Source organism: Candidatus Halocynthiibacter alkanivorans (assembly GCF_003333265.1).
In the GTDB taxonomy this organism is placed as follows: Bacteria; Pseudomonadota; Alphaproteobacteria; order Rhodobacterales; family Rhodobacteraceae; genus Halocyntiibacter_A; species Halocyntiibacter_A alkanivorans.
Map to the genome: position 1 here is coordinate 1 of NZ_QOLB01000146.1, position 16,281 is coordinate 16,281.

Here is a 16,281-nt window from a genome sequence, read left to right on the forward strand (position 1 = left end):
TGGGGGGTGGCAAAGGGGTGCCGGGAGGGGTTGAAACTGGCCCGGTTGATTCCCGAAGCATGAGTTTCATGTCCACAACACTGGCTGCGGGCAAGGTCGGCTCCTGTCGAATAGCGGCGTCCAGATAGGCCACCAGTCGCCGGGAAAGCTCAACCGTATCAGGAACGATTGTCGACAAGGCCGGCCTGACTGCGGTCGCAAGCGGCAGATCGTCAAATCCGATGACGCTGAAATCTTTGGGGCATCTCAGACCCATCTGCGCCGCCTCGGTGACGACCCGCAACGCCAACAGGTCGGAAACTGTCAGGATCGCCGTGACACCCTGGAGATGCTTTTGCACCAGGTTGGGGAATTCTTCTGAGGTCCAGCAGGTTTCAAAAGATGAGTGCCCCGTCAGACCCTCGATCATACCCGCAATGCGGTCTTTTTGAACCGGTGATGAGGGGTCATTTCCCAGCAACAAGAAATTGCGGTGGCCCAAATCCAGCAACGCGCGCGCGGCCAGTTCTCCACCCTGCGCGTGATTGGCGGCAACGGTATTGTTCGGATCGCCGGGCGTGCTGGCAATTGCGACAGGTACCTGTGAAATCTCAGGCGTGGTACCCCGTTGTGGAATGACAATGATGCCGTCGACGCCACGCTGAATAAGCTGTCGGATCGCTTTGCTTTGGCCAGCTTCGGTGCCGCGTCCATTGGCGATCAGAACGCCAAAGCCGCATTTGTCTGCTTCTGCTTCAACACGGTGGGCGAATTCCGGGAACACCGGTTGGGTAATGTCAGGCATGACCAGTCCCAGAATGTCACTGCGCCCGGTCTTAAGTGCGCGCCCGGCGGCACTTGGGACATAGCCAAGCTGCCCGGCGCGTGCCGTGACAAGCTGGATCACATCTTCGGACACGCGACCCTTGCCAGTCAATGCATTGGACACTGTGGCCACCGAAATTCCCAGGTCACGCGCAATTTGCTTTTGATTTGTCAAAATCTAACCCTTAGAGTGATTAAACGATTAACCAGAGAGCGCTGCGGCTTGTCAAGCTTGTTGAGTTCTCGTCATCTTTTGCCGTGTCTGGAATATCTCAAACCATGCGTACCCTTTTGAAAAATGCTCGCATCGTTACGATGAACCGTGATTTTGATGAGTTTTCCGCCGGTTGGATCCTCGTGGAGGACCAATTTATCGTGGCACTGGGCGACGGTCCCGATCCGGAAATGGCGGTAGATGAGACCGTCGATGTGAATGGTGATCTGGTCATGCCCGGTATGGTCAATACCCATTGCCACATGCCCATGACTTTGTTCCGCGGCTTGGGCGAAGACGTTGATGACAGGTTGTTCCGCTATATTCTGCCACTGGAGCGCGAAGCCGTGACCCCGGATCTGGTGCGCATCGGTGCACGCCTTGCGGCGCTGGAAATGATATTGGGCGGCGTGACGGCAACGGCTGATATGTATTATTTCGAGCAAGAAGTCGGGCGTGTTCTGGACCGGGCAGGGATGCGCGGCGTTGTCGGGCAAACACTGGCGGATTTTAACCCGCCGGATCACAACAGCTTTGATGCGGGCTTTGGCCTTGTCGACGATCTGCGGGATGAATTCCGCGACAATGACCGCATTACAGCCTCTATTGCGCCGCACGCGCCCTATTCTACCGGGCCTGAGATCATGGAGCGCGTTGCAGGCTACGTTGCGGACAACCCGGATGTGTGCATTCAAATGCATCTGGCCGAGATGAAGTCGGAAATGGACTGGTGCTCCAAGCACTATAAGTGTCGTCCGGTCGAATTGGCTGACAGGACTGGGATTTTGTCGCCCGGCGCCATCATGGCGCATTGTCTTGAGGTTACACCTGGTGAAATCAGCACGCTGGCCGAGCGGGGGATCACCGTTGCGCACAATGCACGCTCCAATGCCAAAGCCGGCCGGGGCATCGCTCCGGTTGAGGCAATGCGCCAGAGCGGCATTGCCGTCGGACTGGCAAGTGATGGCGCGATGAGTGGCAATACACTGGATATATTCGCACAAATGGCCCCGGCTTCGATGTTTGCAAAACTGCTTGGCGGCAGTAGAAAACCCATGCCCGCCCGCGAGATCGTGAAAATGGCGACCATTGAAGGTGCCAGAGTTCTTGGTTTGAATAACAAAACCGGGTCGTTAGAGGTGGGCAAATACGCCGATCTCGTGCGGGTGTCGCTGGCGGCGCCAAGGATGATGCCGATTTACGATATCTATGCGGCGCTGGTGTTCACAGCAAATGCCACGGATGTGCAGGACGTTATGATTGATGGGGAATGGGTTGTCAGAAAGGGCGAGGCGCTGAGCCTTGAAACCGCCAGGGTGTTGCGTGATGCGGCCCAAATCGCCGATACGTTCAGCCTGAAAATCCGGCTGATTGATGCGAAGGGTGGCAATGTGCCGGGGGTGTGAATCCAGCTATTGGCAGGGCAAAGTGACCGACTTATTATACTTCAGTATCTGGAGCTGCACTCAAAACGCGAACCTTCCGGCGCCGGGCGCATCTCCGGGCGAGCAACTTGTCCTGACGCGTCTTTGATTTTCGACGGGCAATTACCGGCTCGCAAACCTGGTTTTGATCCGGCGCAACCGTGTCGCGAACCTTGAGCGGGACCATTTGCCTTCGCGGATCACGACCCGGCAATCATCAATTTCGGACATGCCGGCCAAAGACGTCTCCAACAGTTCATAGTCGATCATCTCTTCCGGAGGCTGATCAAGATCTCCCGACCAGCCCTTGCGTATGACAATCTCATGGCTGAATTTTTTGCCGTTGGTTCCCATACAATTGCGGCAGGCATCCAGGGGGCTGGATGAATTCAGAAAATCCAGCAGGATTTGTTGAAAATCCGCACCCTGGTTCAGCGCCAACCCATCTTTACTGTCGCAGGCATTCTGGCGCACGCCGGACGCATAAATACTTTGCGGACAGCGGTAGATCTTACCTTTGTATACGGCGTGGCAGCCCCAGATATTTGCGATCCTGCAGCCGCGCCAGATTTTCTCAACCAGCTGTTCGTCGCGCAGAAGTTGTGACGAAAAAGAATAGCGAAATTCTGGATATTTCGCGACCCGAACTCCGGTCCCCAACCGCGCACCCCGCAGCCGTATCGCTTCAATGGCCGCATCCTTCAGCCCAACATTCGGGTAATGGGATACTTCGACCTCATCCAGCATAGCGAAAACGTCATCTGACAGCCGGTCCAGAAGTATTCCATTGGTCACCAGTATCAGTTTTTCCGCAACATCCGCCTTTGCTGCCACACGGATAATATCGGCGAGATGCGGGTTCAGGACCGGCTCCCCTCCGATCAGGCGCAGGTACTTAGCCCGGTATATCCCTGTCAGGCATTGCAGGTCGCGTTCGGCGTCTTCTGCCGTGGCGTTCCATTTGCGCATCACCGGCGAGGCATGATTGCACTGCCGACAACTGATATTGCAATGATCCGAGACGATCAGTTCCAGGTTGGTCGGCGGACGGATCACGCCATTTTCCAGTTTGCTTTTAACCCGCAGTGTCGCCGCTGCTTGTGTGGCTGAAACCTCTACATTCATTTTCCGCTACCTGTGCGCACATTAAAAAATCAGAACTGTTTTCAAGGTTTTAACTTATGCGCTGAAACTGTTCCGTCCAAGCCCCAATTTCTTATACCGCTGATGCTCGGGGCTGAGTGTGTCCGGTGGTTAGATGTTGTTGAATGCTCTGAAATATGTGGGTCCATCCGCATATGTTCCGTGTTGCTCTGCAGAAAATCCGAACCGGGGCGATCTCTCCGGATAGTCGCGGTCGCGCCATCAAACGCGGCGTTGGAATGAGGACCGGTACTATTTCAAAACCATGGGAAAGTTTGAAATCACGCTGGTGAAGGTTACATCCGTTGTGCCGAAAGAGATGCCACAGACTTTCCATGCAGGTCACGTGGTTGGCGGTGTCGATTAAAGAGACCCGCCCACATTTCTGCGCGCCTGTTTTCCATCGGCCATACACTCAAGGCCCGCAATGTCACGCCAGCCCGGGCTGCTGTCATCCATTGCCGTTTCCAGATCCTGCTGTGGGAAACAAGTTTCAACAGCGGAATTTCTGGCCAGTTTTAACACTGCTTTCGGATTGATCAGCGCCTGAAGACGAGCGCCCGTTCCTGGGGTCAGCGCCGCTTTTGCCTGCGGCATTGTCAATGCAGCCGAGCGGGTAAACCGGTGTTTTTTTCGTGCGAACCGGCTGTCGGGATTGCTGGAAAGCTCATAGTTTCCAAACCCGTTTTCGCGCTTGAGATATTTAAGATGCCAGTACAGGTATCCTGCAAAGCGGCGTTTCAGGTTGCCGCGCTGAAACCGTTCAAAGCGCCGGTCGTGGATGAATCTGGTTTCCTCGGACACGCGGAAAAACCCGATATCACCGCCGCCTGACACCAGATCAAATTCTGGCAATGCCAGCCCGCCATCTGGTTTGCGCATCAGGTTGAGACCCGAAATACAATGCAGATAATCTGAGGAGGCCCGCCCCGCCCGCAGTTCTTTACACAGTGTCGACAGTGGTGCAGGCATCGCCAGATGATCGTCGTCCAGCTTGGTGACAATCTGGTGGCGGGTCTGTGCCAGTGCAAAATTGGAATAATTGACCATGCTGCCCGGCGAGTGGCTTGGTGTTTTGGCATGCGCTTCGCTGCCTGGCGGGTGCACCCGGTCGATATAATGAAACACCCGCAACCTGGGGCCAAATTCCTGAACCAGCCGTCCAAGGATATCAGCTGTGTTGTCGGTGCATTGGTTGTAAACGGCTACGATTTCGTCAAAATGTCCGATGTGGCTGCGGATCGTCGACTCCAGAAAGTCCGCGCCGTTGCGGATCCGTATAAAGGCACTGATGCCGCGTTTGCGCCGTGATTGGGCGAGTGCGCCTGGGTCAAAGACGAAATTTGAAACCTGTTCTGAAACCATTGTCGTCAAACTCGCAGGCAAACACATACAATATTATTTAATTTATCATTAGTAGCCTGAAGCGGTTCCGGCAATGCAAAACATTCCCGCTCTGGAAGGTTTGGGCAAGCGGCGTCAGGAAAGCAGTCATATGCTTGCAAAATAACATGAAACCGGTATGTTTTCGGCCATTGCTTGTCATACTCGATTACTTTCCGTTGTTGTGGAACAATTGAATTCTGATAGGCAGCTGATTTTGAGTACAGAGGTTCAAATTGTTAAATACAGCTTACAAATGCGCCAGCGCAGACATCGTTTTTGAAGAGTTTGAGGGTGACCTGGTTGTCCTGAACCTGGCATCCGGACGCTATTTCGGTTTTAACAAATCAGCGGCCTCGATCTGGAACGCCATGATGCAGGGCGTTCGACCGTCCACAATTTCTGCCGTTGGTCCCGGTGAGACCGACATACGCGGTTTTGTGGACACGCTGCTGGCAAACGAACTCGTGGTGGCGAACGCTGACATCAACGCCCCTCTGGACACTGCGCAGATCGCGGATCTTGAGGCCGACAGATCCGCCCCGGTGGTGGAGGTTTATGATGATCTCGCAGATCTCATCGTCGCTGACCCGATTCACGATGTCGATGCTGAGGCCGGCTGGCCGGTGAAACCGGAATAGGTGCACGACGTGAACGTCGTCAGTACCGGGAAGATCTCCCTTGCAAAAAATACTCTGGAAACAGGAATCGCGAACCTGTTTGCCCATTTTGAAGCGGCTTACGCGATGGCGCCGTTGCAATTTGGCGGGCGCAATTTTGTCTGCAAAACGGATCTGCCAGGTTATTTTGAGGTGATGGACATTGCGCTGGACGCGAGCGCTAAAATCCACGAGACCCCGTGCCGATTGGTGGTTGCACAGGCTGGCACTCTGGGTCTGCCCCATATCAGCTGGGGCGAAAAATATTACCAGGAGCGGGAGTGTGAGGCGGCACTTGCCACGACCCGCTACCGGGCGCATTTCCTGCCGGATGACGGGTTCTGGCAGCTTTTTGACAAGCAGAGTGGCAGCGGAATTCAATTGATGTCGACGCCTGAGGGCTACCCGTTGTGGGACCCGGGCTCACCTTTGCGCAACTTCTATCACTGGTCGCTGAGCAGCCGCGACCGAGGGCTGGTGCATGCCGGAACCCTGGCATCAGGTGGTGTTGGTCTTATGTTGGCCGGGCCTGGCGGGTCCGGAAAATCGGGCACCGTATTGTCGGGGCTGATCCACGGCCTGTCTTCTGTCGGGGACGATTATGTGGTCGCAAAGATCGAAGCTGATGAAGTGCGCGCAATGCCGCTTTTCAATACGCTGAAACAGGACCCTGAAGGCATTAAAAGGCTGGCACTCAGCTCCAACCGGAACATTTCGAGCACGGTGAACTGGCAGGGGAAACACCAGTTTACACTGAACGACATCAGTCCGGCGGCCCGAATTGAGGAAATGCAGGTTCGAGCCCTGTGCCTGCCAAACATTCGTGGCGCCGCGCGCACATCCATTCGCCGCGCTGGCCCAAAAGAAGCCTTTCTGGCGCTGGCGCCTTCCGGGGTCTCGCAAATCCCTGGTGACAGGGATCTGTCGTTTTCCATCTGCGCCAGGCTGTCGCGGCTTTTGCCCTGTTATCATGTTGATCTCAGCAATGACCCGGAAGAAATCGCCGTTGCATTGCGGACGTTTATTGAGGAAGAGCTGAGATGAAAACGACGGTGATAATTCCCACCTACAATCGCGCTGACAAAATTACCTATGCCATTCAGTCTCTTGCCAGGCAGCGCGGGGACGTGTCCCTCGACATTCTGGTTGTCAATGACGGCTCAACTGATGCCACAGCGTCCGTCCTGACCGGGCTGTCTGCCAGTGTGCCTGAACTGCGGGTCATTACGCAGGAAAACCAGGGGGTAACCGCGGCGCGCAATACCGGTCTGTCCAATCTGCTTGAGGAAACCGAATTTGTTACTTTTCTCGATTCCGATGACATTTCCCCTGCCGGCAGGTTTGCCGCTGATCTGGCTGAGTTTGAAAAACGTCCGGAAATTGAAGTGACCTACGGCAGGATGCAACTGGCGGACAGCCTTGACTACGAACGCTTTGTACCGGCCGAAGGGTCCAAACTGGCGACGGTAATCGGCATTCACCTGTCGTCGGCTATTTTCAGACGGTCTTTGGTGGAACGGATCGGCCTGTTCGACCTGGACATGGAACAGGCGGAAGACACTGATTATATCCTGCGGGTTTTTGAGGCCAACACATTGTTCACGCAAACGGATACGCTTTGTCTCTACTATTTCCGCCACCTCGACAGCCTGTCCCGCGACGTGCCGACAGCACGACGGTCCTTTGCGCTGGCCATCCGCAAAAGCATTCTGCGCCGTAAGGCACGGCCAGAAATTGTGCTCAGTAAACCGGAATTCGATCTGATGGATCTCAAACGCACCGGGTTGTTCTGATGCTGGAATATGGGGTTGTTCTGCCCGCCTATAATGCCGCCGAAACCATCGAAGAAGCGCTTGCGTCAGTGTTTGGGCAAACCTTGCCGCCGGCGCAGGTCATCGTCGTGGATGACGGATCAACCGATGACACTGATGCTGTGGCCGCGCGTGTGTCGGAGCGAGTCGAAATCGTTTCTCAGAGCAACCAGGGCTGCGGCCGGGCGAGTTCGGTAGGGGCGCATAAAATCACCGCGTCCGTGCTGGCGTTTCTCGACGCTGATGACATCTGGTTGCCTGGCAAAATGGCTTGCCAGGTCGCGCTGCTCGAGGCGGCATCGGAGATTTCGCTTTGCTATGGTGCAATGCGTCAGTTCAGACATGGTTCAAATGACCGGGTGTCTGGCGAGGTCCGTCCAGGACCAACCCGCACAACAATGACACTCCGTACCGAGGTCTTTCGTGAGGTCGGGGAAATTATCGACCCGCCAGGCAACCGGGGCGATCTGGTCGACTGGCTGGCAAGGTTTCGCGAAGCGGGATATCAGGAGCAGGGCCTGAACGACGTGCTTGCCCTGCGCCGCATCATTGCCGGCAGTCTTTCTTTTGGCCGGGACCAGGATAAAGACCTCGGTTATCTGAAAGTCGCGCATCTGGCGATGTTGCGCAGACGTAAAGCAGCGCAGGAACAATAGCATGTGGAACTCAACCCGCCCCGCGTTTTTTCGTTTTCCCGGCCTGGGCTGGGCCTGGCCGAAAGACCGGCTGGACAGCCTGATCTATGCCGCAATCGCGCCTGATCAGGACCAGGCACTTGCCCATTTCAAACCATGGCTGACCGGTATCGACCTGAACGATATGGGGTTTCGCGAACACAGGTTGCTGACGGCCATCAGCGCCCGCTTTGGCAATGCGCTTGCTGGTTTTCCTGAATATCCGCGACTTGTGGGTCTGCAAAGAAACCTGTGGACCAAGTCGCGTATGGCGCTGCGAGATACGGTGCCGGTGCTGCGACTGTTTGCCGACAACGGCATTCCGGTGATGTTGCTCAAGGGTGCAGCGCGTCTGGCGCTTTGTTCCGCCGATCAAAAGGCGCGGGTTTCGCACGATCTGGATGTGTTGGTTCCGCCGTCCCATATTGACCAGGCGCTGGCCCTGTTGGGGGAAAAAGAGTGGCACGGGTCAAGCGGCGAAAGCCATCACTGCATCATCGCCCGCAGCAATGGCCTGCGCGCGATGAATTTCTTTGGTGGTCGGTTTGGCGACATTGATCTTCACCAGTGGGCTTATGGGTTTCAAACGCCGATGCCCGAGCTCGAGACGGCTTTGTGGGACAACGCCGTTCAGGCAGAGTTCTTTGGCGTGCAGGTGCTTGTGCCTGCCGCCAGTGACCGCATTGCGCTTGCCATTTTTCACTCCGCCTATGATGCGCATAATCACAGCGACTGGCTGATTGATTGCGCGCACTATCTGCGTGATCCGGAGCTTGACTGGGGCCGCCTGTCAGACACCATTGCAAAGGCGGGCATAAATTTTCCAGCCGCTGTTGCCTTCAGCTATCTGAACGCACGGATTGGTCTGCCGATAGACCGGAAATTCTCGTCCCGGCTTCAGCGTTTCGAAGACACTGGAATTGCGACAAAAGTGGCGGGTGTTCTGGAGGCGAAACCGCAGTCTGACTGGACACCGTCAGTCAGACTGGCCCGGCGCTTTGTAAAATCGCTGCGTTTGAGGCGGCAGGTTAAACCTGCAACACGAGCCGCAGTCATCAAGGGCAAGTTCGGGCACGGCGCGGAAGACAGCACTGAAAACGACCAGAATATTACCTTTCTGGCCCAGGCTCAGCCCGGGAAATTCCGCTTTGACATTACCGTCGATCTGGATGTGAAAGATGTTCCCAGGCGTTACGAATTTGAGCTGAACTCAGAAGCCCGCCACCTGACCAGGCTAAACAAACGAACGCTGGTCACCAGACAGGGCCGGAAGCGGCTCCGGTTTAGCGGAACCGTCACCCTGACGGAACAGGACAGCGGTCTCTGGCTTGAAGCGCGACCGGGCCGCTATCTTTACCCGGGGGTCGCCGCGAAAGCGGTGGCCAGATATGGCACGGTACCGTTCCGGCTGGTTGAATTTCAACTAAAGGCCCAGTGAATGCAGCACAATTCTGGGCTCCGGTTCAGTTGACCCGGCTGTATCCGCTATGGCGTTGTTGTGCTGGCGAACCCGGCCAGCTGCTCGCGATAGAGAGGCGAAATTTCCCCCAGCATTCCCGGGTTGCGTCGCAACTTGCGTTTCAGACGCCAGGACGTGTGGCGCGCTTTGTAATTCCAGCGCCACTGGCCAACCCGGAAAAACCAGCTCCGTAATTCCCACGCCTGTCTTTGAAGTCCAATCCCGTTTTGGACCGGCCTTGTTTCAAACATATCCTTAAGCAGTTGAGGATCTGCATTCGCGAAAAGACTGCGAATGGTCGCCGGCTCTTGTCTCAGAACTTCTGCCAGAATGGAAAATCCGGAGTATTTCACCGCGTATCTGTTGCTTTGCAGCGCCGCAAACAGAAACACGTCTGAGCGTGCCATTGCGATCAGATCACTCAGCAAATCCACAGCGGCGTCATGCGGCGCAATCTTGTCTGACATGAAAAGCGGTTCACCGTTCAGATCGGGGAAATTGGACACGGAAATCAATTCAGTGGTCGGGCCAAAGCAGGTTTGAGCATAGTCTTTCACCTTTTTGCTGTCGGAACAGACCAACAGGCGCCGCCGGTGAAACATCGCCGCGCTTTTTTTAAACAGCATTTCATAATCTGTTTCATAATCGGTGTGCCGCACATGCACCGCGTCATAGCCAGAGCCGATCGGAATAAGCCGCCGCGCGATCTGGTTGGCGACATCACGGCTGAAGCATAGATGGCGCAGAGCACAGAGGCTAACCGAGCCGCCCCCGGCTTGTTCATAGATCAACAATTGTTCACTATAATCAATGTGATGATCAAAGTTCACAGGGTGAGCGGTTTCAGTGTCGCAATACTGTTTGCCAGCCGTGTGCCAATTGGCCGTGTAAGCAGAGACGCGGCCTGTCAACGGCGCTGGAAACACAGACGGGCATTGATCAAGTGCAGGATCCATTGCTGGCGTCCAGGTGATGAGATCACAGCCAAAACCGTGCTTAGCTGTGAACAGCGCGTCAAACCCCATCCGCATACCTGAGCGGGTAAGATCCAGAATAAGCACCCGTTGGAACCTGGCGGCATATCGGCGCGACTTTTCAAGTTGCACAAGCACGTCATTGAGACCGCCCCGGGGGCGTGAAAGCAAGTATTTGGTTGCAGGATCCAGTTTAAACATTGGGGTATCGAAACTCACTAAGGTGGAAAAATAACGTTGGCGTTCAATATCAGGGCCACCGCTATGGACCGGCGTCCATAATGCAGATTGCTCAGCCGCTTTCCAGTACAGAATGAACTGCTCGCGATGAAATCCACAAACGATGGTGCCATACCCACACGCGCCCGGCAGGCGACGCGCTGCACGGATTGTGGAAGCCCACCGACGACTTGATCGATGTTGTTTTGGGTGTTTAAGTCGGTGGGAGAATATTGCGCGTTCCGGTGAATTTCGGAAAGCCCGGTAATGATTGGTAAAAAGATTTTTTGGCTCCACGCATTGCGAATATTGCGGAGGCGAAGTGACAGTTTAAGGGAATTTATTGTGCAAAAGTCAGTGTTGGTTTGCGGGGCAGGGGGCTTCATTGGCGGACATCTTGTAAAGCGTCTGAAAGCCGAGGGGTTTTGGGTGCGCGGTGTCGATCTCAAGTTTAATGAACACGCTGAAACGGAGGCAGACGACTTTGTGATTGGCGACCTTCGCGAGCAAAGCCTGGTGCGCTCAGTGGTGGATCGCCGCTTTGACGAAGTGTACCAACTGGCGGCGGACATGGGCGGCGCCGGGTATTTATTCACCGGCGAAAACGATGCTGACGTCATGCACAATTCCGCCCTGATCAATCTGAATGTTCTGGACGCCTGCCGCAAACGCAATATCAAGCGAGTGTTTTATTCCTCATCAGCCTGCATCTACCCGGAACACAACCAGCTGGACCCGGAGAACCCCAACTGCGTCGAAGACAGCGCCTATCCCGCAAGCCCCGACAGTGAATATGGCTGGGAAAAACTGTTCGCCGAACGGCTGTACCTTGCCTACAACCGAAATCACGGCATGGAGTGCCGGATCGCGCGTTACCACAACATTTTTGGCGTCAATGGCACCTGGGAGGGCGGCAAAGAAAAAGCGCCTGCCGCGATCTGCCGCAAAGTGGCAGAGACACCAGATGGCGGCTCAATGGATGTTTGGGGAGACGGTCTGCAAACGCGTTCGTTCCTGTATGTTGATGAATGCATTGAGGGTACAACACGCCTGCTGCGATCCGATTTTGAAGGTCCGCTGAACATCGGTTCTGAAGAAATGATCGCGATCAATGACCTGGCCCGGATGGTGATCGATCTTTCCGGCAAGGACATCAGGATCAACAACATCCCGGGCCCTGAAGGGGTGCGCGGCCGCAACTCAGACAACAGGCTGATCAAAGAAAAGCTAGACTGGGCGCCGGAGCGACCTTTGCATGCAGGTATGGACAAGACCTATGCGTGGATCTCCAGTGCACTGGCGCGCAAGCACAACAGATAACGGGTTTGGCCTGAGCAGGGGGCACATCGAAACACTATAGCGCGTAGCATGAGTCGCTGTCGTGTGGGGAAGGGTGGCAGCCTCAATATACTTGCAGGGTGCGAACCGCGTGCGCGGTTGACGTTAGTGCCGTTGCAGACCGGATCCTGGGCATGGGCGGCGCTTTCACAGCGCATGTTTTGCCGGGTTGAAGGTGCGAAAAAATTTATACCGGTGACCGGAATTTGCAATCTGAAAGTTGGAACCAGCCTCAGCAAAACGATGATTTGGGGCGGATATTGCCGCCGCTAGAACGGGCGTAGTGGGAGCACTCACTGACCTTACGTCACCTATCTCTTTGAAACTACGGGATATCGCCATATTCCATCCGGCGCCGTTTTAATGTCCGGGGGAAATTGCCACCTTTGGTTGCGCGAAAACATTGCCAACCGGCGAAAGTAAGATGTTATTCACTGCGGGTTAACAAACTGTAAATATCGCCTAACATCGGCTTGCGCAACACTCGGCCTTCTTATGTATAGGCTGAGATAACTGTTGCTATCGTTGACTTTAAGTGAAAGTTAGAGAGCTATAGTGTTAGTTATTTATCAGTTGCCATACAAAAAAGCATTTTGAAATTTCTGTGAAACCTAAATTTATTAGGTTTGGAGACTTAAAATGTTGGACTGCGTGCGTGACAATAAATACAATCCATCCGTGTCAGGCGCGGTGCCGGTTTCAGTAGGTGGCAACACTTTGTTCTGGTCGGTAAAACGGGCTGCGGACATTGCCGGAAGCTTGATGCTGTTGCCATTTTTCTTATTGGCCGCAGTTGTTTTGCTGTTGCTCAACCCGTTCAAAAATCGGGGCCCGCTGTTTTTCACCCAAACCCGCATGGGTCGGGACTGTCGGCCCTTTGAGGCGCTTAAGTTTCGCAGCATGGCCGTGGCCGTCGCTATCGAGCGGGGACATGACGACCCGATTGAGCATCACCGGATCACGTCACTTGGGCGCCTCATGCGCAAATCCCGCATCGATGAACTGCCCCAAATCCTGAATGTGCTGAAAGGGGAGATGAGCCTTCTCGGTCCGCGGCCGGATTATTTCCCCCATGCCCAGGCCTTTCTGGAATGCGTACCGGGCTATCGCGAGCGCCATTGTGTGCGCCCGGGCATCAGTGGTCTGGCCCAGGTCAGCCTTGGCTATATTGAGGGCAGCGATGCCACCCGGGCCAAAGTGCGCAAAGATCTGGAGTACATCCAAAACGTCAGCATTTTGACCGAGAACCAGCTGGTGCTGAAAACAATCCGGACGGTGTTTGGCCGCGCAGGGGCGTAAGAGTTGCTGGATATTTCGCTTAATATTGAATCGACTCGCCCGGGCGCGTGTTGCAAAATGCAAACAATCCCTCACCACGTTGTTCCCGATCCGAAGATGACTCAAGCCAATAATAAAGACGTCAATATCCCCGGCGCCGTATCTAAACACAGCACATGGTATGTGGCGCAGCTGCGCCCAGGTGGCTTTGCGCGAGCGCAGTTGAATCTCAGACGGCAGGGCGTTGAGACCTTCATGCCGCTTGACGGGCACGCCCGGGCGCAGAAGGGCAGGCCAAAGCCAGGTCTGAAACCCTTGTTCCCCGGGTATATTTTTCTGCACACAAATCCGCAGCGGATTTCCTTTCAAGCGATCAATTGCACCTATGGCATTTCGCGGTTGGTCATGCGCGACCGGGTCACTGCACAGACCGTGCCCCAGGCGCTTATTTCCGATCTGTGGCAGCGCTGTGATGTCGAGGGACGCTTGTTACCGCCGCCCGCGTTCAAGCCAGGTGAGGCCGTGCGTATTGTTGCCGGACCGTTTTCGCAATTTGTCGCAACAGTCGAAAGCCTTAGCGCGCCAGAGCGGCTTCGGCTGCTGTTTGAAATGATGGGGCAAGCGGTCCGCGTAGAGGTGGCAGGTTCAGACCTTGAACGGCTCGCGTGAAGCAAACAACCACCGGGCATGCGTCTAATTTTATCAATTATAATCAAAGCGATTGCATAGGTGTAGGCGGTGCCACTGCTGAGCTTGCTGGGGTCAATCATACATCTTGCAAACACGTCACGGTTGCGCCTTTTTTTGACGGTTTTGTACCACCGCCTCTTGCGGTGTTGTTTCATTTCCAGGCAGATAGTCGGTGACTGGATGAGGGATATATTAATGCTGAACCGAATTTTTGCCGGCTTGCTGCTGACCACTTTGGCCGGTTGTGGTGCGGCTTATATTTCCCCAAGTGTCAAAGACGCCGGCGACAATGTTCAGATTGTGGCGCTGACAGCGGCCTCGGTGCAGATCGCCAATCAGTCCGCCTATACGCCGCGTGCGCTGCCGGCGGTGTTTTTCCAGAATGCCGGTGGCCCGACCTCCGGGCGCGGTGCTGGCGTGGCCCCTGTGCCGGTTCTGGAGGCTCAGGTGCGCCCACAGGCGCTGAATATGCGCATTCCGCCTGCCGTTGAGCAGACGCCCTATCAGATCGGCGTCGGCGATGTGGTGCTTCTGGCGACAAAATCTGGTGGCAGTACGGTGGCCGAACTGAGTGGCTTGCTGGCGGCACAAAACAGGCGCCAGGGCTATACGGTTCAGGATGACGGTGCGGTGTCCATTCCCGATGTGGGGCGGGTGCAGCTTGCGGAACTGACACTTGAAGAAGCCGAGGCGCTGCTGTTCCAGCGACTGGTGGAGCGCCAGCTTGACCCGACTTTCAGTTTAGAAATTGCGGAGTTTAACTCTCAGAGCGTCTCTGTCGGTGGGGCGGTCAACTCGCCAAAAGTTGTGCCGGTGACGCTGATACCATTGTCGCTTGGCCAGGCGTTGGCAAAAGTTGGCGGTGTCGATGTAGCGGACCCGCAATTCGCCAGTATCCGGCTGTATCGTGACGGCACTCTGTATCAGATCCCGCTGGCACAATTCCGCGACCGGGCAGATCTGCAAAACATCCGGCTGATCGACGGGGACAGCCTGTTTGTCGACACTGAATACGAACTTGCCAAAGCCCAGGCCTATTTTCAGGAACAGATCACCATCGCCCAGTTCCGCCAACAAGGACGCATTCAGGCGCTTAATGAGCTGAACTCAGAAATCAGCCTGCGCCGCGCGGCGCTTGCTGAGGCGCGCAGCAATTACCAGGCTCGGACGGCGCTTGACGCTGTGGCGCGCGACTATGCTTATCTGACCGGCGAAGTGAGCAATCCCGGCCGGTTTGCCTTGCCCTTTGGCCGCACTGCCACGCTGGCCGATGCGCTCTATGCTGAGGGTGGGTTTTCTGTGAAAACCGGCAATCCGAGCCAGATTTATGTGTTGCGCGCGGCCGGCAATGGGACGGCCATAGGTGACATCACCGCCTGGCAGCTGGACGCCAGTAACGCGGTGAATTTCCTGGTGGCAACACGGATGGAGATGCGGCCCAACGACGTGGTGTTTGTTGCAGAACAGCCGGTCACCCGCTGGAACCGTGTAGTGCAGCAGATCGTGCCCTCGCTGCTGATGTCAGGTGTGAACGCGGTCAGCAACTGATCCAGCGGAACGATGTGTCACAAATCGGCGAACGATCTCATAATGTTAACACGCATTGGCTGATTCAGTTGGTTCTGCCCGACGCCCCCATTTCCACCTTGGGCATCTAGCAAGGAGACAAAAGTGTTCACACCTCTGAGGAGGTTTGGTCTGTAAAACATACATATGGCATGGAAAAAGCCTCTGGAACTATCGGCGTATAGAAGGGGGGTGCCAGGACCGGCGTTGACAGCAGCGCGATCCACTGGGCGCGCGTTTGTCGCCGACAAACGCGTATGCGACGGGGCTTGCGTTCGTGAAACAGGTTTCAACAGTTCGTGCACAGCTTGATTTGCGACGAAGAGCGGGTGACCGAAGCGGTGGTTTTGGTTGCATTGCCGGTATATGTAACCGCCATAGTTACATTGGCTAATTGAAACTGGCGCTTCAGTGCATGACGATTTTCTGGAAAAACCGATCAACTCATGATAGAAATTCCCTGCCTTGGTATTGTCGTATCCTTGGGCATCGCGATGCTCTTCAATCTTGGAGTGGACTTGCCGCGCAAAAGTTCCGGTCTCTCATCTCATGTTAGGCGGCCTTTCGTTCGAAGGCCAAGGGGCTTTTTCCACCAAGCGATGAATGCCGCCGTCGAGGGTTATAGAACCCATTGATGTACCGGAA

The 16,281-nt window shown here is 55.3% G+C and carries 14 protein-coding genes; 10 read left to right on the top strand and 4 right to left on the bottom strand.

From position 1 onward, the window contains the following. On the bottom strand, nt 1–979 hold a 979-nt coding region (locus tag DWA01_RS19215; RefSeq protein ID WP_200832620.1), incomplete at its 3' end, for a LacI family DNA-binding transcriptional regulator. 104 nt (nt 980–1,083) lie between these two features. Between DWA01_RS19215 and DWA01_RS19220 the strand changes: the two genes are divergently transcribed. Next, nucleotides 1,084–2,424, top strand: coding sequence for an amidohydrolase family protein (locus DWA01_RS19220; RefSeq protein WP_114287428.1), 1,341 nt, complete (start codon nt 1,084–1,086; stop codon nt 2,422–2,424). A 141-nt stretch (nt 2,425–2,565) separates the two neighbouring features. Here the strand turns inward: DWA01_RS19220 and DWA01_RS19225 are convergent, their stop codons facing one another. Next, the gene (locus tag DWA01_RS19225; protein WP_114287429.1) at nt 2,566–3,567 is read right to left on the bottom strand and encodes a radical SAM protein; all 1,002 of its coding nucleotides are present in this window, start codon (nt 3,565–3,567) and stop codon (nt 2,566–2,568) included. A 381-nt stretch (nt 3,568–3,948) separates the two neighbouring features. Further along, complete coding sequence (locus DWA01_RS19230; protein ID WP_114287430.1) at nt 3,949–4,950, bottom strand: glycosyltransferase; 1,002 nt, start codon at nt 4,948–4,950, stop codon at nt 3,949–3,951. Nucleotides 4,951–5,204: 254 nt separating this feature from the next. Between DWA01_RS19230 and DWA01_RS19235 the strand changes: the two genes are divergently transcribed. From DWA01_RS19235 to DWA01_RS19255, 5 genes are read left to right on the top strand one after another with little or no spacing between them, the layout of a single operon-like run. Continuing rightward, on the top strand, nt 5,205–5,609 hold the full coding sequence (locus tag DWA01_RS19235) for a PqqD family protein (protein ID WP_114287431.1): 405 nt from the start codon (nt 5,205–5,207) through the stop codon (nt 5,607–5,609). A gap of 9 nt (nt 5,610–5,618) precedes the next feature. After that, entirely contained in the window at nt 5,619–6,671 is a 1,053-nt protein-coding gene (locus tag DWA01_RS19240) for a serine kinase (RefSeq protein ID WP_136057785.1), read from the top strand. Beyond that, on the top strand, nt 6,668–7,420 hold the full coding sequence (locus tag DWA01_RS19245) for a glycosyltransferase family 2 protein (RefSeq protein WP_114287433.1): 753 nt from the start codon (nt 6,668–6,670) through the stop codon (nt 7,418–7,420). The genes DWA01_RS19240 and DWA01_RS19245 overlap by 4 nt, the downstream gene beginning before the upstream one ends. Continuing rightward, complete coding sequence (locus DWA01_RS19250; RefSeq protein WP_114287434.1) at nt 7,420–8,094, top strand: glycosyltransferase family A protein; 675 nt, start codon at nt 7,420–7,422, stop codon at nt 8,092–8,094. Before DWA01_RS19245 ends, DWA01_RS19250 begins: the two co-directional genes overlap by 1 nt. A gap of 1 nt (nt 8,095) precedes the next feature. Further along, nucleotides 8,096–9,550 carry a nucleotidyltransferase family protein gene (locus tag DWA01_RS19255; protein ID WP_114287435.1) on the top strand — a complete coding sequence of 485 codons (1,455 nt, stop codon included), beginning with the start codon at nt 8,096–8,098 and terminating at the stop codon, nt 9,548–9,550. 47 nt (nt 9,551–9,597) lie between these two features. Here DWA01_RS19255 and DWA01_RS19260 read toward each other — a convergent pair whose 3' ends face one another. After that, nucleotides 9,598–10,677 carry an O-fucosyltransferase family protein gene (locus DWA01_RS19260; RefSeq protein WP_136057786.1) on the bottom strand — a complete coding sequence of 360 codons (1,080 nt, stop codon included), beginning with the start codon at nt 10,675–10,677 and terminating at the stop codon, nt 9,598–9,600. Between the two features lie 432 nt (nt 10,678–11,109). On the opposite strand from DWA01_RS19260, the gene DWA01_RS19265 reads away from it, so the two are divergent. From DWA01_RS19265 to DWA01_RS19280, 4 genes are all read left to right on the top strand, one after another. Continuing rightward, nucleotides 11,110–12,084: an NAD-dependent epimerase/dehydratase family protein gene (locus DWA01_RS19265; protein WP_235008623.1), complete on the top strand. Its 975-nt coding sequence runs from the start codon at nt 11,110–11,112 to the stop codon at nt 12,082–12,084. A gap of 657 nt (nt 12,085–12,741) precedes the next feature. Next, entirely contained in the window at nt 12,742–13,401 is a 660-nt protein-coding gene (locus DWA01_RS19270; RefSeq protein ID WP_114287438.1) for a sugar transferase, read from the top strand. A 3-nt stretch (nt 13,402–13,404) separates the two neighbouring features. Next, the gene (gene nusG, locus DWA01_RS19275) at nt 13,405–14,049 is read left to right on the top strand and encodes a transcription termination/antitermination protein NusG (protein WP_136057787.1); all 645 of its coding nucleotides are present in this window, start codon (nt 13,405–13,407) and stop codon (nt 14,047–14,049) included. A gap of 216 nt (nt 14,050–14,265) precedes the next feature. Further along, nucleotides 14,266–15,618 carry a polysaccharide biosynthesis/export family protein gene (locus DWA01_RS19280; RefSeq protein WP_200832621.1) on the top strand — a complete coding sequence of 451 codons (1,353 nt, stop codon included), beginning with the start codon at nt 14,266–14,268 and terminating at the stop codon, nt 15,616–15,618. Nucleotides 15,619–16,281: the final 663 nt, after the last annotated feature.

Coding starts and splice junctions, on each gene's coding strand:
- DWA01_RS19250 (WP_114287434.1), top strand. CDS start 7,420: ATGCTGGAATATGGGGTTGTTCTGCCCGCCTATAATGCCGCCGAAACC.
- DWA01_RS19230 (WP_114287430.1), bottom strand. CDS start 4,950: ATGGTTTCAGAACAGGTTTCAAATTTCGTCTTTGACCCAGGCGCACTC.
- DWA01_RS19220 (WP_114287428.1), top strand. CDS start 1,084: ATGCGTACCCTTTTGAAAAATGCTCGCATCGTTACGATGAACCGTGAT.
- DWA01_RS19245 (WP_114287433.1), top strand. CDS start 6,668: ATGAAAACGACGGTGATAATTCCCACCTACAATCGCGCTGACAAAATT.
- DWA01_RS19255 (WP_114287435.1), top strand. CDS start 8,096: ATGTGGAACTCAACCCGCCCCGCGTTTTTTCGTTTTCCCGGCCTGGGC.
- DWA01_RS19270 (WP_114287438.1), top strand. CDS start 12,742: ATGTTGGACTGCGTGCGTGACAATAAATACAATCCATCCGTGTCAGGC.
- DWA01_RS19225 (WP_114287429.1), bottom strand. CDS start 3,567: ATGAATGTAGAGGTTTCAGCCACACAAGCAGCGGCGACACTGCGGGTT.
- DWA01_RS19280 (WP_200832621.1), top strand. CDS start 14,266: ATGCTGAACCGAATTTTTGCCGGCTTGCTGCTGACCACTTTGGCCGGT.